At 51.5% G+C, this 21,467-nt stretch carries 23 protein-coding genes; 13 read left to right on the top strand and 10 right to left on the bottom strand.

Annotation, left to right across the window (positions count from 1 at the left end; all coding sequences use genetic code 11):
- Positions 1-55: 55 nt before the first annotated feature.
- Positions 56-1,063, bottom strand: a complete 1,008-nt coding sequence (locus J7445_RS07285; RefSeq protein WP_209282867.1) for an IS5 family transposase — start codon at positions 1,061-1,063, stop codon at positions 56-58.
- 69 nt (positions 1,064-1,132) lie between these two features.
- Here J7445_RS07285 and J7445_RS12550 point away from each other — a divergent pair, with 69 nt between their 5' ends.
- Positions 1,133-1,222 carry an IS3 family transposase gene (locus J7445_RS12550; RefSeq protein ID WP_107976763.1) on the top strand — a complete coding sequence of 30 codons (90 nt, stop codon included), beginning with the start codon at positions 1,133-1,135 and terminating at the stop codon, positions 1,220-1,222.
- A 73-nt stretch (positions 1,223-1,295) separates the two neighbouring features.
- Here the strand turns inward: J7445_RS12550 and J7445_RS07275 are convergent, their stop codons facing one another.
- Both J7445_RS07275 and J7445_RS07270 read right to left on the bottom strand, forming a co-directional pair.
- Positions 1,296-2,045, bottom strand: a complete 750-nt coding sequence (locus J7445_RS07275) for a lysophospholipid acyltransferase family protein (RefSeq protein ID WP_209282866.1) — start codon at positions 2,043-2,045, stop codon at positions 1,296-1,298.
- Between the two features lie 105 nt (positions 2,046-2,150).
- Positions 2,151-2,900, bottom strand: a complete 750-nt coding sequence (locus J7445_RS07270; protein ID WP_209282865.1) for a GNAT family N-acetyltransferase — start codon at positions 2,898-2,900, stop codon at positions 2,151-2,153.
- Between the two features lie 325 nt (positions 2,901-3,225).
- Here J7445_RS07270 and J7445_RS07265 point away from each other — a divergent pair, with 325 nt between their 5' ends.
- The 11 genes from J7445_RS07265 (at position 3,226) to J7445_RS07215 (ending at position 12,712) form a co-directional block, all read left to right on the top strand.
- The gene (locus J7445_RS07265; RefSeq protein ID WP_209282864.1) at positions 3,226-4,557 is read left to right on the top strand and encodes a YadA-like family protein; all 1,332 of its coding nucleotides are present in this window, start codon (positions 3,226-3,228) and stop codon (positions 4,555-4,557) included.
- Positions 4,558-4,695: 138 nt separating this feature from the next.
- Positions 4,696-5,814, top strand: a complete 1,119-nt coding sequence (locus J7445_RS07260; protein WP_003758160.1) for an NADH-dependent flavin oxidoreductase — start codon at positions 4,696-4,698, stop codon at positions 5,812-5,814.
- A gap of 174 nt (positions 5,815-5,988) precedes the next feature.
- Complete coding sequence (gene rsmA / locus J7445_RS07255; protein WP_209282863.1) at positions 5,989-6,768, top strand: 16S rRNA (adenine(1518)-N(6)/adenine(1519)-N(6))-dimethyltransferase RsmA; 780 nt, start codon at positions 5,989-5,991, stop codon at positions 6,766-6,768.
- Positions 6,769-6,783: 15 nt separating this feature from the next.
- A complete protein-coding gene (locus J7445_RS07250; RefSeq protein ID WP_070498712.1) occupies positions 6,784-7,455 on the top strand; it encodes a sel1 repeat family protein in 672 nt (223 codons plus the stop codon).
- A gap of 2 nt (positions 7,456-7,457) precedes the next feature.
- Positions 7,458-8,186, top strand: coding sequence for an amino acid ABC transporter ATP-binding protein (locus J7445_RS07245; protein ID WP_003740819.1), 729 nt, complete (start codon positions 7,458-7,460; stop codon positions 8,184-8,186).
- A gap of 95 nt (positions 8,187-8,281) precedes the next feature.
- A complete protein-coding gene (locus J7445_RS07240; protein ID WP_003761530.1) occupies positions 8,282-8,773 on the top strand; it encodes a MepB family protein in 492 nt (163 codons plus the stop codon).
- Entirely contained in the window at positions 8,760-9,119 is a 360-nt protein-coding gene (locus J7445_RS07235) for a hypothetical protein (protein ID WP_003761526.1), read from the top strand. The genes J7445_RS07240 and J7445_RS07235 overlap by 14 nt, the downstream gene beginning before the upstream one ends.
- Before the next feature lie 4 nt (positions 9,120-9,123).
- Positions 9,124-9,558, top strand: coding sequence for a protein YgfX (locus J7445_RS07230; protein ID WP_209282862.1), 435 nt, complete (start codon positions 9,124-9,126; stop codon positions 9,556-9,558).
- Positions 9,559-9,690: 132 nt separating this feature from the next.
- On the top strand, positions 9,691-10,965 hold the full coding sequence (gene folC, locus J7445_RS07225) for a bifunctional tetrahydrofolate synthase/dihydrofolate synthase (protein ID WP_209282861.1): 1,275 nt from the start codon (positions 9,691-9,693) through the stop codon (positions 10,963-10,965).
- A 12-nt stretch (positions 10,966-10,977) separates the two neighbouring features.
- A complete protein-coding gene (locus J7445_RS07220; RefSeq protein WP_209282860.1) occupies positions 10,978-12,213 on the top strand; it encodes an SPOR domain-containing protein in 1,236 nt (411 codons plus the stop codon).
- On the top strand, positions 12,206-12,712 hold the full coding sequence (locus J7445_RS07215) for a CvpA family protein (RefSeq protein ID WP_209282859.1): 507 nt from the start codon (positions 12,206-12,208) through the stop codon (positions 12,710-12,712). The genes J7445_RS07220 and J7445_RS07215 overlap by 8 nt, the downstream gene beginning before the upstream one ends.
- Positions 12,713-13,038: 326 nt before the next feature.
- Here the strand turns inward: J7445_RS07215 and rplS are convergent, their stop codons facing one another.
- From rplS to misR, 7 genes are all read right to left on the bottom strand, one after another.
- Complete coding sequence (gene rplS, locus J7445_RS07210; protein ID WP_003740828.1) at positions 13,039-13,404, bottom strand: 50S ribosomal protein L19; 366 nt, start codon at positions 13,402-13,404, stop codon at positions 13,039-13,041.
- Positions 13,405-13,417: 13 nt separating this feature from the next.
- Positions 13,418-14,167, bottom strand: coding sequence for a tRNA (guanosine(37)-N1)-methyltransferase TrmD (trmD, locus tag J7445_RS07205; RefSeq protein ID WP_003740829.1), 750 nt, complete (start codon positions 14,165-14,167; stop codon positions 13,418-13,420).
- Entirely contained in the window at positions 14,167-14,676 is a 510-nt protein-coding gene (rimM, locus tag J7445_RS07200; RefSeq protein ID WP_209282858.1) for a ribosome maturation factor RimM, read from the bottom strand. Before rimM ends, trmD begins: the two co-directional genes overlap by 1 nt.
- Before the next feature lie 18 nt (positions 14,677-14,694).
- Complete coding sequence (rpsP, locus tag J7445_RS07195) at positions 14,695-14,943, bottom strand: 30S ribosomal protein S16 (RefSeq protein ID WP_003740833.1); 249 nt, start codon at positions 14,941-14,943, stop codon at positions 14,695-14,697.
- A 76-nt stretch (positions 14,944-15,019) separates the two neighbouring features.
- Positions 15,020-17,413: a bifunctional acetate--CoA ligase family protein/GNAT family N-acetyltransferase gene (locus J7445_RS07190; RefSeq protein ID WP_209282857.1), complete on the bottom strand. Its 2,394-nt coding sequence runs from the start codon at positions 17,411-17,413 to the stop codon at positions 15,020-15,022.
- Between the two features lie 319 nt (positions 17,414-17,732).
- Complete coding sequence (locus J7445_RS07185) at positions 17,733-19,148, bottom strand: sensor histidine kinase (protein WP_209282856.1); 1,416 nt, start codon at positions 19,146-19,148, stop codon at positions 17,733-17,735.
- 15 nt (positions 19,149-19,163) lie between these two features.
- Positions 19,164-19,841 carry a two-component system response regulator MisR gene (gene misR, locus J7445_RS07180; protein ID WP_003740839.1) on the bottom strand — a complete coding sequence of 226 codons (678 nt, stop codon included), beginning with the start codon at positions 19,839-19,841 and terminating at the stop codon, positions 19,164-19,166.
- Between the two features lie 472 nt (positions 19,842-20,313).
- Here misR and pheA point away from each other — a divergent pair, with 472 nt between their 5' ends.
- Positions 20,314-21,402, top strand: coding sequence for a prephenate dehydratase (gene pheA / locus J7445_RS07175; protein ID WP_209282855.1), 1,089 nt, complete (start codon positions 20,314-20,316; stop codon positions 21,400-21,402).
- Positions 21,403-21,467 lie beyond the last annotated feature (65 nt).

The following is a 21,467-nucleotide window of genomic DNA, read 5'->3' as shown; positions in this document are numbered from 1 at the left end:
AAATACCCCCTTAATCCTCCCCGGATACCTGATAATCAGGCATCCGGGCCGCCTTTTAGGCGGCAACAGGCACACTTAGCCTGTTAGCCGCTTTCAACAGGTTCAAACACATCGCCTTCAGATGGCTTTGCGCACTCACTTTAATCAGCCCAAAATAGGCTGCCCGGGCGTAGCGGAATTTACGGTGCAACGTACCAAAGCTCTGTTCGACCACATAACGGGTCTTCGACAAATACCGGTTACGTTTGGTTTGCGCTTCCGTCAGCGGACGGTTGCGGTGGGCTTTGCGCATAATGCCGTCCAGCAACCGATGTTCTTTCAGATGTTGCCGGTTTTCCGCACTGTCGTAGCCTTTGTCGGCATAGACGGTTGTGTCTTTGGCTATTCCTTCCAGCAAAGGCAACAGGTGGTTACACTCATGGGTATTGGCGGGGGTGATGTGCAGTTTCTCGATATAGCCTTCCTCATCGGTACGGGTATGTTGTTTGTAACCGAGTCTGTATAAACCGTTTTTCTTTGTCCAACGAGCATCTTTATCTTTACTCGGTGTGGTTTGGCTGCTGACTTGTCCTTCCTCGTCAACTTCTATGGCCTGACGCTGTTTGCTGCCGGCGGTTTGAATAATGGTGGCGTCAATGACGGCGGCGGATGCTTTCTCTATTTTTAGGCCTTTTGCGGTCAGTTGGCGGTTAATCAGTTCCAGCAATTCGGACAGGGTGTCGTCTTGCGCCAGCCAGTTGCGGTAGCGGCATAAGGTGCTGTAATCGGGGATGCTCAACTCGTCAAAACGGCAAAACAGGTTGAAGTCGATACGGGTGATGAGGCTGTGTTCGAGTTCGGGATCGGAGAGGCTGTGCCATTGTCCGAGCAGGACGGCTTTGAACATGGACAACAGGGGATAGGCGGGACGGCCGCGGTGGTCTCTAAGGTAACGGGTTCTTTGACGATTCAGGTACTGTTCGGTCGGCTGCCAATCAATCACCTGATCCAACTTCAATAGTGGGAAGCGGTCGATGTGTTTGGCAATCATGGCTTGTGCGGTTTGCCGGAAGAAGGTGCTCATGAGAAATCCCCTAAATGTCTTGGTGGGAATTTAGGGGATTTTGGGGAATTTTGCAAAGGTCTCGACTATATGGATTACTACAACCGGGAGCGTTGCAGTCTGAAATTGAAAAAGCTGAGTCCTGTCGCATACAGAACCCAGCTTACACAGAGCGCCTGAAAAGGCTTTTATGAGTGTCCAAGATTTGGGGACCAGTTCATTTTTCAGATGACCTTTCATTTGTTTTGACTCTTCAACCCAATTCTTTCAATTTCCGGCTCAAGATGCCGTGTACTTCCTGCGCCGTTTCATAGCGGTCTTCTTTGGCAGGAACCGGCTCCAGGAAATGCAGCTCCACTTTACTGGAAGGCTGGCTGATGATCATGCAGATGGATTGCCACAGGCTGGTATCGCCCACATAAGCCGCCTGAAGGTTGGGGCTTGAGCCGTCGGGATTGGGGTATCGGCAGAGCATGGGGATAATGGGAACACCTGCATCGTAGGCGGTTTGGAAAAAGCTGGGCTTGAACGGGAGGATTTCATAACCTTCCGTACTCGTCCCTTCCGGGAAAATGGTTACGGTATCGCCGTTTTTGAGAGCCTCGGTTACGGTGGCGATTTTAGCGGTATTGCCTTTGGTACCTTTATTGCGTGAAACGTACACGGTTTGCGCCTGCGTGGCGAGGTAGCCGACCACCGGCCATTTAGCGACATCGTCTTTCGCCACAAATCGACCCGGAAATGCGCCGTTAGCAGCCATGATGTCCAACCAAGAGATGTGGTTGCTGATTAACAACTGCGCCTGCCCTTCTTGAGGCAGCGTGCCGAAGGTCTCCAGCTTCATGCCGCAGGAAGCGAGGACGCGCAGCGACCAGATTTGGATGGCACGCAGTTTGCGCCGTTTACTGTAAAAGGGAAACAGGAAGAACATTTCCGCCATACCGTAAAGCAGGCAGATGCCGATACAGAGCAGGCGGAAAGTAAAACGTAGTTTGGCAATCATAGAGGTTGTGGTGTGTGTATATTGGTATAGGGTGAATTGCTAAAAATCGTTGATTTCACAATAGTTGAGGTCGTCTGAAAAGGTTTTCAGACGACCTTTTAGTCTTTATGGTTTAGGGGCGAAACGTTGGAGGTAACGGTCTGCCAGGCGGGTGATGTCCATCATGATGAGTACGTCGGCGCAGTTGAACGCTTCATCGACACAAGGCTCGCCGCAGAACCATGCGCCCGCATTGAGGTAGCCTTTAATCAACGGCGGGACATCAGGTTTGTCCGACGGGGTAATTTCGTCCCACTTGAGCGGATTGAGCGGCTTGACGCACCATTTTTCAGGCGCGAGGTATTTGGATTTCAGGGCATGATACAGACCCGCCGCATCGCTGCCGCCGTCGTGCATATCGATGCTGCCGCAGCCTATCATGAAGCGCAGGTTTTCGTCTTTCATGAATTTGACCAAACCCGACCACAAAAGCATGACCAAACCGCCGTTGCGGTAGTCGGGATGGGTGCAGGCGCGTCCGAGTTCGACGGTTTGCGGCAAGATGTCTTTCAAAGGGGACAAGTCAAATTCGTGTTCGCTATACCAGCCGCCGACTTTTTTGGCGGTTTCTTCGGTAATCAGACGATAGCAGCCGATGACGTCTCCGGTTGCGTCGTCAAAAGCCAAAAGGTGGTGGCAATGTTCGTCGTAAGGATCGACATCGCGACCGTCGTCGCTTTCGATTTCTGCACCCAGCTCTTGGGCGAATACTTGATAACGCAAGCGTTGTGCTGCTTCAATTTCCGCCTGCGTTTCCGCAAGGCGCACGCTCAGACCGATTTTGGGGCCGGTTTGGTTGAAACGGCTGGAGGACATTTGACTTCCTGTCGGATGAAAAGAGTTGATTATAGCGGATATGGCAGAGGATTTATATTTCTACCCCTTTGGATGCTTTCATTTGCCGGTTGTTAGACGGAAAGTGTTGGTAAAAGGTCGTCTGAAAACACCTTGGCGTGATTTCATAAGATTAACCAGTATGGCAAAAGCAGCATAACTGACCACTGATTTAAATCAATTATTAATTACATATAATTAATAATATTGTAATAATACTATACAATATAACTAATTCTAAATAGTTAAATATAGTTATTTAGAATTGGTTGATATTTTTAAAAATTCAAAAATGGAGAATGAAAAGATGAAACTAAACTTATCCGTCAAACCGCTGTGTTTGGTGTTGTCCCTTGTTTTTGCAAATGTTTGTGTTGCGGAAGGTATTGCGACAGGAACGATGCACAAAAACGGTTCGGTCGCGTTGGGTAAAGACTCGAAGGCTGGGGAGAATGCGACTGCGTTGGGCGACAAAGCGGCTGCGGCGGGTTATAAGTCTGTTGCTGCCGGCTATGATTCAAACGCTTCGGGTTTGAGTGCGTCGGCGCTTGGCAGTGAGGCTAAGGCGGAGGCATTGCGGACGGTTGCCGTCGGTTTCAGGGCGAATGCAAAAGGAACCAATGATATTGCCGTCGGCGGCGCATCGAAGGCTTCCGGTGGGCAGTCGGTGGCGGTCGGTTTGATGTCGCAGGCAACGGGTTTGCGTTCTATCGCGATCGGTGAAAGCGCGAAGGCTGCCGATATTGATGCGATTGCGTTTGGACGCGGCAGCGAAGCCAATGCACTCAGTTCCACTGCTGTCGGGGATAGGGCAAAAGCCAACGGTACGCAGGCGGTCGCGCTGGCATCTGCTGCCGAGGCAAACGGTTATCAGGCGGTTGCAGTCGGTACGCGCGCGGTTGCCGAAGAAACCAACAGCGTGGCATTGGGCGTGGAATCTTCGTCCACCGCACTCAACGGTCTTGCCGCAGGCACGCGCGCACGGGTACGGAAATCGGGCGGAACGGCTTTGGGCGCAGGTGCTGCCGCATTTGAGGAAAAATCCGCTGCTTTGGGCTACAAAGCAGAAGCGCGTCAGCAAAACTCCGTGGCACTCGGTACGGACAGCGTTGCCGATACTGCGGCAGGCGTTGCCGGACATGACTTTGCTACCGGCGCGGCAAGTACGGAAACAGGCAGAACATGGGTATCGACTTTGGGCGCGGTATCTGTCGGCAGCGAACAAAACAGCCGCCAGATTACCAATGTTGCTGCGGGTAAGGAGGATACGGACGCGGTCAACGTTGCCCAAGTGAAGAGCCTTGCCCGCCAAACCCAAAGCAGCCTTGCCGCAGCCGAGAGCAATCACCAGACCCAAATCGCCGCTTTGCGCAACGAAGCCAAAGTCCGTATGGACAAACTTGAAGAGCGCGCCGATTCAGGCTCCGCCGCTGCAATCGCAGTCGGCAGCCTCGGACAGGCATATCAGCCGGGACAAGGCGCGGTTTCCGTCGCAAGCGGTATCTGGCGCGGTAAAAGCGGTTACGCCGTAGGTATTTCCAAAGTATCCGCCAGCGGCAAATGGCTGGTTAAAGGCTCGGCAGTCGGCGCGGCGAAAGGCGGTGCGGGCGGCGGCGCCAGCGTAACCTACCTCTGGTAATCGTCGTTAGACGTATTGTCGAAAGGTCGTCTGAAAACATTCCGTTTCGTCGAAACCGTGTTTTTCAGACGACCTCGTTCTTGATAATTCCATATTTGTCCCAATTTTGTAGGAGTTATTAATTTTCGAAAGAACAAAATGAAACCCAAATATGCTCCGCTTTTCCAATCTTTCACACTCAACAACGGCGTAACCGTCAAAAACCGCCTCGCCGTTGCGCCCATGACCCATTTCGGTTCGCACGCCGATGGTTTAATCAGTGACCAAGAACGCACGTTTCTCGGCAATCGCGCAGGTGATATAGGTCTCTTTATCTCCGCCGCCACTTTGGTTCAAGAAGGCGGCAAAGCCTTTCGTGGACAGCCCGAAGCTACGGGTGAAAACTGCCTCGACAGCCTGAAAGAAACCGCCCAAATCATTCAAAAACAAGGTGCAAAAGCGATTTTGCAAATCCATCACGGCGGCTCCCAAGCGATGGTAGAACTCAACCACCGCGACAAAATCAGTGCGTCCGCCAGCGAAAAGGATGGAGCGCGTGAAGCGAGTGCCGCAGAAGTGGAAGAACTCATCGCCTCCTTCGCCCAAGCTGCCGATTTGGCACTTCGCGCAGGCTTTGACGGTGTGGAAATCCACGGCGCGAACGGCTATTTAATCCAACAGTTTTACTCCGCCCAAAGTAATCGCCGTAACGACCAATGGGGCGGCAGCTTGGAAAACAGAATGCGCTTCCCACTCGCCGTCGTCGATGCCGTTGCCGCAGTTCGTGAAAAACACCAACGCAACGACTTCATTATCGGCTACCGTTTCTCGCCCGAAGAAGCAGGCGAAGACGGGTTGACCATGACCGAAACCGGCGCACTGATTGACGCCTTGGTGCAAAAGCCGCTGCAATATCTGCACGTTTCCTTATGGGAATTCGACAAGAAAATCCGACGCGGCGGTGATACGGCGCAAACCCGTATGCAGTTTATCCACGACCGTATCAACGGCAAGCTGCCTCTTATCGGCGTGGGCAACCTGTTTACCGCTGATCAAATTTTGGCGGCGTTTGAAACCGGCTGGGCGGAATTTATCGCACTGGGCAAAACCGTCATGATCAATCCGCACATCGCCACACAAATCAGCGAAGGCCGCGAAGCCGAAATCGAAACGCAACTCGACCCGACGCGCGCCGACCATTACGGTTTGCCCGACATCCTGTGGGAATTTTCCGCCAGCGGTACCCAATCTTGGCTGCCGCCGGTAATGTTTGTTTGAACAATTCAGCCGCCTACCCATTTTTTGAGCGGGGTAGGGGATGAAATTACCGTTATAGCTAAAGAGGTCGTCTGAAAAACGTTTTCAGACGACCTCTTTCTTGTCCGACAAAATGCTATGTTTTTCAGTTACAATACGCGCTTACTATAATGATCGACAGTTTGAAGAGACGCGATGAAAGAACATAAGGCCCGGAAACGCTTCGGGCAGAATTTTTTGCAGGACACGCGCATTATTGCCGATATTGTCAACGCCGTGCGTCCGCAGGCTGATGATGTGGTGATTGAAATCGGGCCGGGCTTGGCGGCGATTACCGAGCCTTTGGCGAAAAAGCTGAACTGCCTGCACGTTATCGAAATCGACCGCGACATCGTACGTCGTCTGAAAACGCTGCCGTTTGCGGATAAGCTCGTGATTCATGAAGGCGATGTATTGCAGTTTGATTTCAACAGCATCGCGGGCAAAAAGAAAATCGTCGGCAACCTGCCGTACAACATTTCCACGCCGCTTTTGTTCAAGCTGGCGGAAGTGGCGGACGATGTCGTCGATATGCACTTTATGCTGCAAAAAGAAGTGGTCGAACGCATGGTCGCCGCGCCGAAAAGCAACGACTACGGCCGCTTGGGCGTGATGCTGCAATATTTTTTCGATATGGAGCTGCTGATTGACGTGCCGCCCGAATCGTTTGACCCTGCGCCGAAAGTTGATTCGGCAGTGGTGCGCATGATTCCGGTGAAACACCGCATCGGTAAGGCAGACGATTTCGAGCATTTCGCCAAACTGGTGAAACTCGCCTTCCACCAACGCCGCAAAACCATACGCAATAATCTGAAAGAGCTTGCCGGCGACGGGGATTTACAGGCAGTCGGTATCAGTCCGCAAGACCGCGCCGAACATATCGCGCCGGAGAAATATGTGGAACTGAGCAATTATCTGGTCCGTAAGGTCGTCTGAAAAATAGGGGATGGAATGCTTAAAAAATATCTTTGGGGCGGGGTAGTCATATTCATTGCAGGTACGGTGTTTGCCTTAGGCGGTATCGGTGGGAAGAAAGGTGATTTGCTGAGTAAGGCAAAGGCTGGTGATGCAGATGCACAATATATGCTGGCAGAGCAGTTGGAAATGACCACTGACCCTGTGAATCTCAAGAAGAGTGAGTTTTACTATTGGCTCAAGAAAGCTGCAAAAAACGGCAATGGTCAGGCACAGGATTTACTTCATGATATTGATGCCGAATATGATAGAAAGGCTTTGGAAGACGAACTTGCACCTAACGGTTCGCAAAAATTGATGGATGAAGTCGCCAAGCTGGAAAGGCAGAAACGGAAAAATTATCCGTTAATCAAGGAAAAATTGTTTAAAGCGGGGACGTTGGGAAATTTTTCAGCTCTGGTGAAAACCGCATGGCTATTTGGAAATCAGGATGCTGCGCGGGAATATGGCGTGCCTTTCCATCCTTTGAAAGCCTGTATTTTGTCGGTATATACCAATAATCGTTATGGTGATCTGAATAAGGATGCAATGGATGTATTGTGCAGCGGTATTTACTATGAACACAATGCGAAAAAAATAGATGGCTATGTTAAACGTATCGAAGATAAACCAGCCAAAATCTGGTCAATTTTAGAGAATGTAAAATAAACATGATTAAATTCAAAAATGTACATAAACATTTCAAAGACCTGCATGTCATCAACGGCGTCAATCTGGAAGTGAAGCAGGGTGAAGTGGTGGTGGTTTGCGGACCTTCGGGCAGCGGCAAATCGACGCTCATCCGTACCGTCAACCAGCTTGAAAGCATTGAGAGCGGCGAGATTTGGGTGGACGGTATCAATGTTGCCGATCCGCAAACGGATTTGAACAAGGTGCGCGAAGAAGTGGGTTTTGTGTTTCAAGGCTTCAATCTGTATCCGCATCTGACCGTATTGGAAAACATCATCCTTTCGCCGATGAAGGTGAAAAAACAAAGCCGCGAACAGGCTGAGGAAAAGGCGATGGAGCTGTTGGAACGCGTAGGCTTGGCGCATAAAAAAGATGCTTTCCCCAGCCAGCTTTCCGGCGGTCAGCAGCAGCGCGTGGCGATTGCGCGCGGGTTAGCGATGGAGCCGCGCGTGATGCTGTTTGACGAACCGACTTCCGCGCTCGACCCGGAAATGGTCGGCGAGGTGTTGAAAGTGATGCAGGACTTGGCGGAAAGCGGCATGACCATGATGTGTGTCACGCATGAAATGGGCTTTGCGCGCGAAGTGGCCGACCGCATTATTTTCGTGGATAAAGGGCAGATTTTGGAAAACGAAACGCCTGAAGAGTTTTTTACCAATCCGAAACACGAACGCGCCAAACAGTTCTTGCAGCAAGTAATGACGCATTAACAGTTTGCCAAAAGGTCGTCTGAAAGACAGATTTAGGCTTTCAGACGACCTTTGGCGAATGCAACCGACATCTCTAAAGACAAGACAATAAAACAATGAAAATGACAGACATTCTTCATAGGTATTATGGTGACTTTGATCTGATAAAGGAAAAATGGAATGAAGACTATGAAAGCATTTTGATTAAGACAAAGTATGATCAAAAATATAAAAGATGTCGTTTGGCAAAGAAAACACCCAAAAAAGAAGGCTACTTTACAGTCTTTTGGAAAAAAGACCAAGAGAACAAAAATATCCCTTATACCGATGAGGACTTGGGCGATGAACTGATTATTGTCGTGATAGACGGCTGTCATTGCGGTTTATTTATAATTCCCAAAGAGGTGGCTATCAGTAAAAAAATTCTCTCTACAAAGGATTGTAAAGGAAAGATGTCCATGCGATTTTATCCACCCTGGTGCACAAATTTAAATAAAACAGCCCAGAAAACACAAAAATGGCAAATGGATTATTTTAGAATAGATATAGACGGTAAAGAGACTATCTCCGATTTTGCCGTAGCAAAGGAAAACCATGTATTTTGTTGACCGTACCGCCGTCGTGCTTAAGCCGACCGCCCGTTTTTTGGAATGGCTGAAATCCGCCGATGAAAATATGCCTGACCTGACCATCGAGCAAATCCGTGCCAACTGCTCCGTATTCCTCGTGCCGCAGTTTGACGAGCCGGAAGCCGTGATTGCCTATTTTGACGAACGCTACCAACAGATTTTCGAGGCGGAGCTGGCAGGCTGGGACATCGATAAAAGCAAGTGGCCGCAAGACATGAGCCTGAAGGCGTTTTGGGAATTTTTCGATACCGAAATCCACGATATGGTTTTGGACATGGAAGAAGCGGAATTGAGCATTACGCCCGTGTTCGACAATATGATGTAGGGCGATGCGCGCTTTTCAGACGACCTTGAAGCCGTCCCGTTCTTTAAAAGCCTTGTCCGTTTTGCTGCATTTGTCCGCAGTTGCCGTGTGCCTGATATGGTTTTACGGCTGGATGATGTGGTTCGGGCTGGCGGCGTTGGCGGGCAGTTTTGTTCACGCTTGGCGCGTGGTGAATTTGCGGACGGCGGGTGCGGTAAAGAAAATCGCCATCGACCGCCATGCGTGCGCTTCCGTATTTTGCGGAGACGGAGAAGGGCAGGGCGCAGTGTTGGACGGTGCGACCATGCTGACCCCTTACGCTTTGTTTTTGCAGTGGAACGCCGACGGCAAAACGATACGGCAATGCGTCACGCCCGATATGGCGGATAAGGAATCTTACCGTCGTCTGAAAGTTTGGGCGCGCTGGTGTCAGGCTCAGGATGCCGGGCATCCGCTTTAATTCGGTAAAGCGGTTTTCCGCCTTGTCCTCGTCAAATTAAACCCAATATAAAAACAGTCCGCACAATCAGCCGAAGCCGCCCCATTATTCGAAACGACGGTTTCAGACGACCTTTTGAAAAACGAAACACACATGAAAACATTACAAGACTGGCTCTCGCATTTGGAAACCGCCCACAGCGGCGGCTTAATCGACATGGGCTTGGAACGCACGGGCGAAGTGAAAAAACGCATGAAGCTCGAGCCGCAATGCCCCGTCGTCGTTGTCGCGGGAACAAACGGGAAAGGTTCGGTCTGCGCCTACCTGACGCAGATTTACAAACAGGCAGGCTTCAAAGTCGGTACGCTGACCAGCCCGCATTTATTGCGTTACAACGAACGCATCGCCGTCAACGCCGAGCCGGTTTCAGACGACCTCATCACCGCTTCCTTCGAGCGCATCGAAGCGGCGCGCGGCGAAATATCGTTGACTTATTTTGAATTCAATGCCTTGGCGGCGGTCGATATCTTCATACGCGAACAAGTCGATGTGATGATATTGGAAGTCGGCTTGGGCGGACGTTTGGATGCGGTCAATGTGTTCGACTGCGATTGCGCGGTGGTTACCAGCGTGGATTTGGACCATCAGGCGTTTTTGGGCGATACGGTCGAACAGGTCGGCTTTGAAAAAGCAGGCGTGTTTCGTAGCGGCAAACCCGCAATCTGCGGGCAAAACCCCGCGCCCGAATCGTTGGTCGCACACGCTGAAGCCATAGGCGCGAAACTGCTGATGGTGCAGCGCGATTTCGATTTTTCTTCATTGGAAAATATCCAATGGAACTACCGCTTCCATCCGCAGCATTCAGACGACCCCGCGCGCAACCGTAATTCCCTGCCGTTCCCCGCATTGCGCGGCGCATACCAGCTTTCCAACGCAGCCTGCGCGTTGACCGTGTTGGAATGTTTGAACGAAAAATTGCCGGTGGACATCGGCGCCATCAAGCGCGGATTGCTGCTGGTTGAAAACCCTGGCCGCTTCCAAGTCCTGCCCGGCCGGCCGCTGACCGTCTTGGATGTCGGACACAATCCCCACGCCGCCCGCGCCCTGCGCCGCAGCCTGATTAATTTAGCGTTTGCACAAAAACGCACCGCCGTATTCAGTATGTTGTCCGACAAAGACATAGACGGCGTGTTGGAAATCGTTAAAGACCAGTTTGACGAGTGGTATATCGCGCCTTTGGACGTGTCGCGCGGTATGACGGCGGAAGCCTTGCAGGCGAAACTGGAAGCACAAAATATCGAAAATATACAAACTTTTACCTCCGTTCGCGAGGCGTACCGCGCAGCTTTGGCGAAGGCGGGCGAAAATGATAGAATCGTTGTTTTCGGCTCATTTCATACCGTTGCCGACGTGATGGCGGCGTTGTAAAAGGAAATCTCCATGTCTGACAATAAGCAAAATGAAGTTCTGACCGGTTACGAACAGCTCAAACGCCGCAACCGCCGCCGCTTGGTTATGGCATCGGGGTTGGTGGCGGCATCGACCGTTTTATTGGGCGTCGCCCTGTCAACCGGACCGGAAAACAAGCCAGAAGAAAACGCCCAAACTACAACCATCCAACAGAATAATGCCAACGCAGAACCTGCCAACCTGGCGGATGCGACCGTGTTGGAACCCTCTACCAAAGAAGATTTGGAAGCAGCGGCAGAAGCGGCTAAAAATGCCGATGCCGAAGTAGCGGAAGCAGCGGACAAGCCTCAGGAAATCGGCACGCTGGAGCGAAACGCCCAAGCGCAGCCCGAACCGCAACCTGAAGTACCACCTGCCGCACCTGAAGATTTAGGTCCGCCTTTGGTGCTGATTAACGATACGCTGTCAGACAGCGACATCAAAGGTTTGGAAGAATCCGAGAAAATCCACAAGGCCGAAGCCGCCAAACGCGAAGCTGCCGCACGCCGCGCGGAAGAGCGTCGCCGCAATCGCGAAGAGCAGCGTAAAGCGCAACAGCTCCAAGCACAAGAAGCAGCTGAACGCGAAGCCAATGCCGCCGCACGCAAACGCGCCCTTCAAGCCGCTAAAGCCGAGAAGGCGGAACGCGCTGCCGCAGCCGAACGCAACAAACTGGCGCAATTGGAAAAAGCTGAAAAAGCCGTTGCCGAACGTAAGGCGTTAAAAGCCAAAGAAGAAGCGGCAGCGAAACACAAAGCGGCAGCGGAAAAAGCCAAAGAAACCGTTACGGCATCCGCGTCCGAACCTAAAGAAAGAATTCGGGTAGATGCTTCCAAATACGAAAAAATTGAAACAGCTAACAAAAAAGCTTCTGCGGTAAGAGAAGCAGAAGCGAAAGTTGCCAAAGCCAAAGCCGAGCCGGCAGCCAAAGCAGAGAAAACCGCTGCTGCCGAAAGGTTGTCTGAAAAGGCAAAAACCAAAACCGCCGAAGTCAAATCAGGTAAAAAAGCCGCCATTCAGGCTGGTTATGCTGAAAAAGAACGCGCCTTGAGCCTGCAACGCAAAATGAAAGCGGCAGGTATCGACTCGACCATTACCGAAGTGATGACGGATAAAGGAAAGGTTTACCGCGTCAAATCAGGTGCATACAAAAACGCCTACGACGCCGAACGCGACTTGAACAAACTGCGCGTACACGGCATTGCCGGACAGGTCACCAATGAATGATATTCCGTTAGCCGACATACTCGCCTTCGGCGTGATCGCGGCGTGTATCGTGATGTCGATGATACGTGGTGTCATTGCTGAAGCGGGTTCGCTGTTTGCGTGGGTGATTTCCTTCTTGTTGGCTAAAACGTTTGCCGTGCCGTTTTCGGAAGTGGTGTTTAAATCGATTCAACCGCATGCCTTGGGCGTTGCCATTTCGTTTGTCGTGATTTTCTTTTTGGCGCGTTTTTTACAGCAGTTTTTGCGCACCATACTGACCAACGCAGCGTCATCGATGGGCTTGGGCAGCGTCAACAGAGTATTGGGCGGCGTGTTCGGCGCAGCCAAAGGTGTGTTGCTGGTCACTTTGGCGGTCATGGTCTGCGCCCACACCGATTTGCCGGAAACGGAAGATTGGCAAAGCTCGTACAGCATTCCTTATTTCCAATCATTGTCTGAAGTCATCATGCCTTATCTGCCCGGTCAGAAGGATAAGACGGAAGATAAGGCGGAATTGTAAACTGACCGGTTTCAGACGACCTCGATTACATCAAAGGTCGTCTGAAACCGGTTTTTATTGGGATATATTGTTGTATAGAGAGTTAAGTTTAAACACCTGCACAGCTTTACTTTACTCTGGTTTGAAAAGAATAATTTTTTATTGAGTTATCAGGGTAATAAGTGAAATAGTTTTATACATTTTGCTGTCGGCAACCTCATTGCCTTGCTCTGATTTAAGTTTAACCCAATATTTTTTAGATCAAATTTCTGCGAAGATCCGTTATAAGAATTGCAAAATAAAAATCCCCACTGAAAAGTGGGGATTTTGCTTTGCAATTCTTTTGCTTAACCTTTGCGGGCAGGCAATTTTTCTTTAATGCGGGCCGCTTTACCAGTCAGACCACGCAAGTAGTACAGTTTGGCGCGACGAACGTCACCGCGGCGTTTTACTTCGATTTTTTCTACGGTAGGGGAGTAGAGTTGGAAAGTACGCTCAACGCCTTCGCCACTGGAAATTTTGCGAACGATGAAGTTGCTGTTCAAGCCGCGGTTACGACGGGCGATAACAACGCCTTCGTAAGCTTGCAGACGGCTGCGTGAACCCTCTACTACGCGTACGGAAACGACTACGGTGTCGCCCGGTGCGAATTCGGGGATATCTTTGTTCAGGCGAGCAATTTCTTCTTGCTCTAATTGTTGAATCAGGTTCATTGTTTTTCCTAAATTATGATTGGATTTCCTGTTGCTCTTGCAAGATTTCTTTTAAGAGGCGGGATTCCTTTGGGATTAAACTGCGCTTTTCCAGTAGGTCTGGTCTGCGCTCCAGGGTGCGCCGCAGCGATTGTTTCAACCGCCATTCGGCTATCAAGCCATGATTGCCCGAACGCAATACGTCGGGAACAGTCATGCCTTGGAATTCTAAAGGTTTGGTGTAATGAGGGCAGTCTAGTAGGTCGTCTGAAAACGAATCCTGCTCGGCTGACTGTATGTCCCCCAATACGCCGGGTATCAGTCTGAGTACGGCATCCATCAGCATCATGGCGGGCAGCTCTCCGCCGGAGACGACAAAATCGCCTATGCTGATTTCTTCATCTACGCTGCTTTGCAACAGGCGTTCGTCAATTCCTTCGTATCGTCCGCAAAGCAGTATGAGGTGCGGGGATTTTGCAAGTTCTACGGCTTTTTTGTGGGTCAGCGGTTGACCTTGAGGGCTAAGGTAGATGACTTTTGCAGGAGCTGAAGATGTTTGTTTGGCTTCTTCTATCGCTGCTTGCAGCGGCGGTGCCATCATAATCATTCCCGGACCACCGCCAAAGGGGCGGTCGTCAATATAGCCGAGTTTGTTGTCGGCGAATTTGCGGGGATTGATGGCTTGGAATTGCCAAAGGTTTTGTTTTTTTGCGCGACCGGTTACGCCGTATTCGGTGATGCTGTCGAACATTTCGGGGAAGATGGTGATGGCTTGAATCAACATCAGTAGTCTAAGCCCCAGTCGGCGGTAATGGTTTTGCTTTCGGTATCGACGGTTTCGATGTAGTTGGATACGAACGGGATCAGGATTTGACCATGTTCTCCATTAATCATCAAAACATCGTTGGCACCGGTTTCCATCAGGTTTGTGACTTTGCCGAGCACGATATTGTCTTTGTTGACAACGGTCATGCTGACTAAATCTGCCCAATAGTATTCGTCTTCCTCGGTAGGGGCGAATTCTTCTCGGGGGATTTCGATGGTATAGCCGCGCAGGGCAAAAGCTTGATCGCGATCGTCTATGCCTTCGAATTTGATCTGAAGCTCTCCGCTGACGATTTTGCCGGCTTCGAGTGTCACATTCAGGGTTTTACCGTCTTTGCTTAACTGCCACTCAGGGTAGTCCAGGAGGCTGTCGGCGTATTCTGTATTGGCGGCTATTTTGAGCCAGCCTTTGATGCCGAATACGCCTTTGATGTAGCCCATGGCTACCCGTTGTCGAGTGTCGGTCATAGCAAGATTAGCCGGTGATTAAGCAGCAGCTTTTTGTTCTTTGATCAGTTTTGCAACTGCGTCGCTGACTTGTGCGCCTTGAGCGATCCAGTGGTTCAGGCGGTCGGCTTGGAGGCGTACGCGCTCTTGTTTTTCATTGGCAACAGGGTTGTAGAAGCCAACGCGTTCGATAAAGCGACCGTCGCGACGGTTGTGGGAGTCGGCAACGACTACGTGGAAGAAGGGGCGGTGTTTAGAACCACCGCGAGCCAAACGGATAACTACCATTTTGAGTCCTTTTGAGAAAATCGGATAGATAAGAAACCGCTAATTTTAGGATATTTTGCGTTGTTCATGCAAGTTTTTATTTGTTTTTGTTGCTGTTTTGCGGAGTGGTCAGGCCTAGGCGTGCTTGGCACAAAGTGTTGTCTTCTTCGGAAGGTGCGATGGTAAAGCCTGATTTTTCAGCAAGTTTAAGCATAGGGGTGTTGGATTTGAGTATTTGGGCGCTCATGACGCGGTAGCCTTGTTGTGTTGCCGATTGGATAATCAGCTTCATCATTTCCACTGCCAACCCTTTGCCGCGTACGTTTTCAGCAAGCGTGATGCCGAATTCGCATTCGTTGCGGTTGATGCGGCTGAAGCGGCTGACGGCGACGATGAGGTCGTCTGAATTGCGTGCCGTCCATGCGGCTTCGCTGTGGTAGTCGAGTTTGCTGAAGCGCGCGAGGGTGGGGATGGGCAATTCGTTGGTGTGGGTCATGAAGCGGGTGTAGCGCGCTTGCGGAGAAAGGTTGCGGACGAATTGCTGCTTGGCTTCCGCGTCTTCGGGGGTGAAGGGGCGGATGGTTACGGTTTCGCCGTTTTTCAGGGTAAACGTGGCAGGATGCTCGGTAGGGTAGGGGGCGAGTACGTTTTGGATGGGTGCTTCGCTTTCGGTTTTTGCGCCCAAAAGTTCGGCGGCGGCTTCGCCGGTATTGCGGAGAAACTCGGCGGCAGCAGGATTTTTGCTGCGCAGGTATTCTGCCGCGGTCTGTACTTTGGCGGCAGCTTGTTCGAGCTTGAGGGTGGCGATATTGGTTGGTTTGTTTTTCGGGGAAGGACGTTCGTCAGCCTGCAATACAAAGTCACTGCTGTATTGGTCGCCGTTGAGGTTGAGCAGGATTTCGCCGATGTATTGCTGCCGCTGGCTGAGTGTGTTTAAGGTGTGCAGAAGCTGGTTGAGGGTGTGTGCGTTGTCGAGTTGGGTGAAACGGGCGATGTGTTCGCTGTCCAGCGTAGAGAACGGCGGGAGCGTGGCGGTGGTTCTGCCTTGATGGCATACGGTCAGGATGTCGCCATAGACGGTATGGCGTTGGAAACGGAATTGCACCGCGTTATGCGTGGTGTGCTGATAGGCAGGCAGGCACAGGGCTTCGGCAAGCAAGGGTAGGTCTTTTGAAGCGAGGGCTTTGGTAATGTTTCTTGCTTGCGGGGTTTTCAGACGACCTTTTTTAGGCGTGGCGATGCGTAACTGCTCTTTTTGGAGTTGGTCGGCAATGTTTCGGAATGATACGGCTTGCAGGGCTTGTTCAGGACGGTCGAAATGCAGGAGGCCGTCTGAAAAGCGGCTGCTGACAAGTAGGGGTTTGGCAGTTTGTTGAGCCAGCATGCTCAGGGTGCGGGTCAGATTTTTTTCGTCAGGGCTGTCGGTCGGGGAGACGATGGCGAGCAGGGCTTCGGTATTTGCTTTTTGAAGTTGTTGGCTAGCGATGCTGTGGTAATGCGCGGGCGTGGGTGTGCTGCCGATGTAACCTTGGCGGATGTGAGGTTGTTCGGTAGGAAATTGGAGTTTTAAGTTTTGGGGCGCGCAGGTTTCCAGCCACTCGGCAGGAGTGTTGGACAGGATGTCGATGCTGTTTAGAGGGGGGAGGTCGGATAAACGTGCGTGCAGGGCGGCTTCGAGTTCGCTGCTGCTGAATGTGGCGAGGAAGTTGCAATGACGTGCAAGACAGTGCAACACGGCTTTTTCGGTGTCGTCTGAACGGTGGGTAACGTGGAGGATGAGTGGGGTGTGATGGGTGAAATGGCGGATGGCGCTGAACAGGTTGCGCTGGTTTTCAGCTGGGTTGTGTTCGATAACGGCAACTTTAGTATGGCGGTTGTGGCCGAAACGGTTGAGCCAGTCGGCAGAAGTGGTAGGGCTGAGCGGATAGTTGAGGCTGATGTGGCGTGAAATGCCCTGTCCCATTTTTTGCAACATGAGGTTGATTTCGCTGCTGACGGAAGCGTGTCCGGTCAGAAGGGCGGTGTAACCTGCCGGATGGTCGGGTTGGGAACTGATGTTGAGGCTTTGCGATGGAAGCTGCACACCGGCGGGGCTGCACACGCTGATGTTGAGTTCGTCGCTGTGGTGTTTTTTGATGGCGGCTTCGGCGGTCTGCCATTCGTCGTCAGACAGGCTTTCCCAGTCTTGGATGAGGATAATGTGGCCGAACTGTTTTTTACGGCAGGATTTGAACAGGGCGTCGTAGCTGTCAGGCGGCGTTACGGCGATGACGAGGTCGGCGCTGCCGGGGATTTTGTTGAGATTGGTGTAGGAGGTGAGTCCGGCAACCGTGCGGTGGCGGAGGTTGACGGGTGTGATTTGACCTTGAAACGGTACGCTCAGGAGGTTGCTTAGGATGCGTTCGCCCAAGCTGTATGGGCGTTCGCTCGCGCCCACGAGGATGATGTGGTTGGGCATGAAGAAGTAGCCGGACATGGATTGGGCGGACATGGTGCCTCCTTTTCGGTGTGAGGATGGTGCGTTTCAGACGATCTTTCGGGCGGTGTGGGTTGGAAGGGGTGTGTGATGAGTGAACGGGATTGGGCGTTCGTTGTTGGTTTTGTTATCAATGGATAGTCTGTTTCGCTGCTCTTTATGGCAGAACATGCAGACTTTAAATGATTTAATTATTCACTTGCATTATATATGACAAATGGCATAAAAGGTCGTCTGAAAGACGGGAACGTAAGGGTTTGTTCTTTTCAGACGACCTTTTATAGGCTTGGGGTGTGGCAATTTGTTTACAAACCCCGATTGGCAACATTCATGGTCAAGTGGTTTTGGGATGCGGCTTTTCTGCTTTGCCGTTCACTTTCTTTTTGGGCAGGATAAAGTGCATTTTCAAACCATTCGGCTTGATGTTTTCAGCCATGATTTTGCCGTTGTGCTGCTCCATGATGTGCTGGGTCAGGGCAAGGCCTAAGCCTGTGCCTGGTTTGCTGGCGCTGGAGTCGGCGCGGTAAAAGGCGGTGAAAATGTGCGGCAGTTGCATTTCGTCCACGCCGGGGCCGTTGTCGGTAACTTCCACAATCCAATGCTTGCCGTCTTGTCCGATATTGACGCGGATGGTGCTGCCTTCGGGGCTGTAATTGATGGCGTTGCGGATCACATTGTCAAACGCACGATACAAATAGCCTTCGTTGGCGCAGACCGTGGCATTTTCGGGGATTCTGGGTTCGACCGAAAGGGTAACGGTTTGTTTGTTCTGCTGGGCGATGCTTTGGTTGTCTTCCACGATGTTTTTCAGGAAGGGGACGAGCTTCAGGCTTTCTTTTTCCAGCGGGATGTTGGACGTTTCCAAACGGGAAAGCGTCAGCAATTCGCCAACCAAGGTATCCATGCGGGTCAATTCGCCTTCCAGCCTTTTCAGATATTGTTCCTGCTTTTGCGGCTGCGCCTGAATCAGTCCGACAATCGCCTGCATACGCGCCAAAGGCGAGCGCATTTCGTGGGAGACGTGGTGCAGCAGGTGGCGTTCTTTGGCAACGAGTTTTTCCAGTTTTTCCGCCATTTTGTCGAACTGGATGGCAAGGTGGGACAATTCGTCGTCGCGGTCGTCCACTTGCTGGGAAATACGGGTTTCAAGTTCGCCGTTTGCCACCCTGTCCATACCGCTGCCCAAAATTTTGATGGGCTTGGTAATGTTGCTGGCGAGGATGTACGCCATCAGCAGACCGACGACGATGATGAAGGACAGGATGATGAATTCGTGCCAAATCGGGGCGAGTGGCAGGCCCGGGATAAAGAGCGGGCTGGGCAGGCGTTGCGCCTGATGGCTGTCCCAACCTTTGATAAAGAAGAGGTATTCTTCGCCGAAACGGTCGTATTCGATGTGCGCCAAATCAGAATTGGGATTATTGATGGCAAACACGCGGGCGCGTTCGATGGTGTGGTTGTCGATGTTGCGGTCGAGGATGTCTTTTTTCTCGTCGCCCAAAATGACGTAAACGGAATTGGAGACGGGGCTGTCTTCCCATTCCGCCAAAATTTCGCGCGCACCGCTGTCCCCGCGCGCCCTAAAGGCGGAGAGGATGCTGTTCATCAAAGTGGTTTCGATGGTGCGGCGTTGGTTGAATTGGTTTTCGGCAAGGGTATTTTGCACCAGCCAAAAAGAAAAACTCGCCACAAAGATTGCGCAGACGATGACTGCGCAAAATGTGGCGAAGATGCGTTGAAACAGTTTCATTGATCTGTTTTATCTTTAGTTTTTAACAAACAGGTAGCCCAAGCCCCGTACGGTCTGAATCAGCGAGGCATCGCCCAGTTTGTGGCGGATGCTGGAGATGTGGACGTCGATGCTGCGGTCGAATTTTGCCAGTTTGCGGTCAAGCGCTTCGATGGACAAAGTTTCTTTGCTGACGACTTGTCCGGCATGGCGCATCAGGACTTCAAGCAGGTTGAACTCGGTGCTGGTCAGTTCGAGCGGAGTGTCTTTGATGGTCGCCTGACGCTTGGCAGGGTACAGGACAACGTCGCTGACGGAAATGCTGTTTGGCGCGTTGTTCGGCTCGCCGCTTTGTTGGGCGCGGCGCAGGATGGCGTTGATGCGTGCCAACAGTTCGCGCGGGGTGCAAGGTTTCGGAACATAGTCGTCCGCACCCATTTCCAATCCGATGATGCGGTCGATGTCGTCGCCTTTGGCGGTCAGCATGATGATGGGAACGGTGCTTTGTGAGCGGACGTTTTTCAATACGTCCAAGCCGTTCATTTTCGGCATCATGGAGTCTAATACGACAACATCGTACTGGCCGGTCAGGATTTCGTGTACACCGGCTTCGCCGTCCGGAACGCTGTGGACGTTCAATCCTTCGGCGGTAAGGTATTCGGTGAGCAATTCGGTCAGCAAAGCGTCGTCATCTACGAGTAATACGCGACTCATGGGATTTCCTTTTCGTGATTGTATGCGCTGCGCAAACCCGAAATAAACGGGTGCGGCGGATAGTGATGGCTAATCTTAACACGCATTTTGAGTTTTTTGATAGCTTGTTTTCCTATGCTTTTGCGCTTTTTTGCATTGCAGGGACGCTGTCTTTACATTTTCAGACGACCCCTGTACCAAATCCCCAAAATATACGCCGGATACGCGCCAAACGGGCGGCAAAATGATGCCGGTAAAGGCTGCGTTCGAGAAAGGACGAGGGATTCTATAGTGGATTAACTTTAAATCAGGACAAGGCGACGAAGCCGTAGACAGTACAGATAGTACGACAAGGCGAGGCAACGCCGTACTGGTTTAAAGTTAATCCACTATAAAACAGGTCGTCTGAAAACGTATTCAGCTTTCAGACGACCTGTTTGATGTTAGAATAATTGTTTATATTGATGAATGAATCACCAAGAGGCTTGTCGATATGTCCTTATCCATTGACGAACAGCTTTTGCCGCACCGCAATGCCATCGATGAAATCGATGCCGAGATTTTGCGCCTGTTGAACGACCGCGCAGGCCATGCGCACGCCATCGGCGAATTGAAAGGAACGGGCGCGGTGTATCGTCCCGAGCGCGAAGTGGCAGTATTGAGGCGGATTCAGAGTTTGAACAAAGGCCCGCTGCCTGACGAGTCTATCGCAAGACTGTTTCGCGAAGTGATGAGCGAATGCTTGGCGTTGGAGCGTCCGCTGACGATTGCCTACCTCGGTCCGCAGGGAACGTTTACCCAGCAGGCAGCCATCAAACATTTCGGCCATGCCGCCCATACCGCCGCATTTCAAACCATAGACCAGTGTTTCCGACAAGTTGAAACACGTCAGGCGGATTATTTGGTTGCGCCGGTTGAAAACTCAACCGAAGGCTCAGTCGGCCGTACCTTAGACTTATTGGCGGTAACCGCATTGAAAGCCTGTGGCGAAGTCATTGTCCGCATCCATCACAACCTCTTGCGTAAAGGTACGCACGAATTGGGCGGCATCACAAAAGTCTTCGCCCACGCCCAAGCGCTGGCGCAATGCAACGACTGGCTCGGACGCAACCTGCCCAACGCCGAGCGCATCGCCGTTTCCAGTAATGGAGAAGCAGCAAGGCTGGTGGCAGAATCAGACGACCCCAGTATTGCCGCCATTGCAGGGCGTACCGCAGCCGATATTTACCATTTGAACTATGTCGCCGAATGTATCGAAGACGAGCCGAATAACACCACGCGCTTCTTGGTCATGGGGCATCAAGATACAGGCAGCAGCGGCAACGACAAAACCTCGCTGGCAGTCTCCGCACCCAACCGCGCCGGTGCTGTCGCTTCGTTGTTGCAGCCGTTTACCGAATCAGGCATTTCCATGACCAAGTTCGAAAGCCGCCCGAGCAAATCCGCGCTGTGGGAATACCTGTTCTTCATCGACATCGAAGGACATCAAAACGACGAAAAAGTCCAAAACGCACTGCGGCTCTTGAGCGAACGCGCATCATTTGTCAAAGTCATCGGCTCTTATCCGGCAGCCGTTTTGTAATGTAGCGGGAATGAAGAAGGTCGTCTGAAACTTTCAGACGACCTTCTTTATATCAAACCTGAGTC

This window comes from Neisseria sicca (assembly GCF_017753665.1).
Classification (GTDB): domain Bacteria; phylum Pseudomonadota; class Gammaproteobacteria; order Burkholderiales; family Neisseriaceae; genus Neisseria; species Neisseria flava.
The sequence above is the reverse complement of the archived record's forward strand: the minus strand, read 5'-3'. Positions and strand labels throughout refer to the sequence as shown.

What these genes read in the sequence shown, in the direction of transcription:
- rplS (WP_003740828.1), bottom strand. Translation starts at nt 13,404, where the DNA reads ATGAACCTGATTCAACAATTAGAGCAAGAAGAAATTGCTCGCCTGAAC.
- J7445_RS12550 (WP_107976763.1), top strand. Translation starts at nt 1,133, where the DNA reads ATGGATTACTACAACCGGGAGCGTTGCAGTCTGAAATTGAAAAAGCTG.
- J7445_RS07250 (WP_070498712.1), top strand. Translation starts at nt 6,784, where the DNA reads ATGCTTAAAAAATATCTTTGGGGCGGGGTAGTCATATTCATTGCAGGT.
- J7445_RS07220 (WP_209282860.1), top strand. Translation starts at nt 10,978, where the DNA reads ATGTCTGACAATAAGCAAAATGAAGTTCTGACCGGTTACGAACAGCTC.
- J7445_RS07230 (WP_209282862.1), top strand. Translation starts at nt 9,124, where the DNA reads ATGCGCGCTTTTCAGACGACCTTGAAGCCGTCCCGTTCTTTAAAAGCC.
- J7445_RS07285 (WP_209282867.1), bottom strand. Translation starts at nt 1,063, where the DNA reads ATGAGCACCTTCTTCCGGCAAACCGCACAAGCCATGATTGCCAAACAC.
- J7445_RS07235 (WP_003761526.1), top strand. Translation starts at nt 8,760, where the DNA reads ATGTATTTTGTTGACCGTACCGCCGTCGTGCTTAAGCCGACCGCCCGT.
- trmD (WP_003740829.1), bottom strand. Translation starts at nt 14,167, where the DNA reads ATGTTGATTCAAGCCATCACCATCTTCCCCGAAATGTTCGACAGCATC.
- J7445_RS07265 (WP_209282864.1), top strand. Translation starts at nt 3,226, where the DNA reads ATGAAACTAAACTTATCCGTCAAACCGCTGTGTTTGGTGTTGTCCCTT.
- rimM (WP_209282858.1), bottom strand. Translation starts at nt 14,676, where the DNA reads ATGACCGACACTCGACAACGGGTAGCCATGGGCTACATCAAAGGCGTA.
- J7445_RS07190 (WP_209282857.1), bottom strand. Translation starts at nt 17,413, where the DNA reads ATGTCCGCCCAATCCATGTCCGGCTACTTCTTCATGCCCAACCACATC.
- rsmA (WP_209282863.1), top strand. Translation starts at nt 5,989, where the DNA reads ATGAAAGAACATAAGGCCCGGAAACGCTTCGGGCAGAATTTTTTGCAG.
- J7445_RS07240 (WP_003761530.1), top strand. Translation starts at nt 8,282, where the DNA reads ATGAAAATGACAGACATTCTTCATAGGTATTATGGTGACTTTGATCTG.
- J7445_RS07275 (WP_209282866.1), bottom strand. Translation starts at nt 2,045, where the DNA reads ATGATTGCCAAACTACGTTTTACTTTCCGCCTGCTCTGTATCGGCATC.
- J7445_RS07215 (WP_209282859.1), top strand. Translation starts at nt 12,206, where the DNA reads ATGAATGATATTCCGTTAGCCGACATACTCGCCTTCGGCGTGATCGCG.
- misR (WP_003740839.1), bottom strand. Translation starts at nt 19,841, where the DNA reads ATGAGTCGCGTATTACTCGTAGATGACGACGCTTTGCTGACCGAATTG.
- J7445_RS07245 (WP_003740819.1), top strand. Translation starts at nt 7,458, where the DNA reads ATGATTAAATTCAAAAATGTACATAAACATTTCAAAGACCTGCATGTC.
- J7445_RS07270 (WP_209282865.1), bottom strand. Translation starts at nt 2,900, where the DNA reads ATGTCCTCCAGCCGTTTCAACCAAACCGGCCCCAAAATCGGTCTGAGC.
- rpsP (WP_003740833.1), bottom strand. Translation starts at nt 14,943, where the DNA reads ATGGTAGTTATCCGTTTGGCTCGCGGTGGTTCTAAACACCGCCCCTTC.
- J7445_RS07260 (WP_003758160.1), top strand. Translation starts at nt 4,696, where the DNA reads ATGAAACCCAAATATGCTCCGCTTTTCCAATCTTTCACACTCAACAAC.
- pheA (WP_209282855.1), top strand. Translation starts at nt 20,314, where the DNA reads ATGTCCTTATCCATTGACGAACAGCTTTTGCCGCACCGCAATGCCATC.
- J7445_RS07185 (WP_209282856.1), bottom strand. Translation starts at nt 19,148, where the DNA reads ATGAAACTGTTTCAACGCATCTTCGCCACATTTTGCGCAGTCATCGTC.
- folC (WP_209282861.1), top strand. Translation starts at nt 9,691, where the DNA reads ATGAAAACATTACAAGACTGGCTCTCGCATTTGGAAACCGCCCACAGC.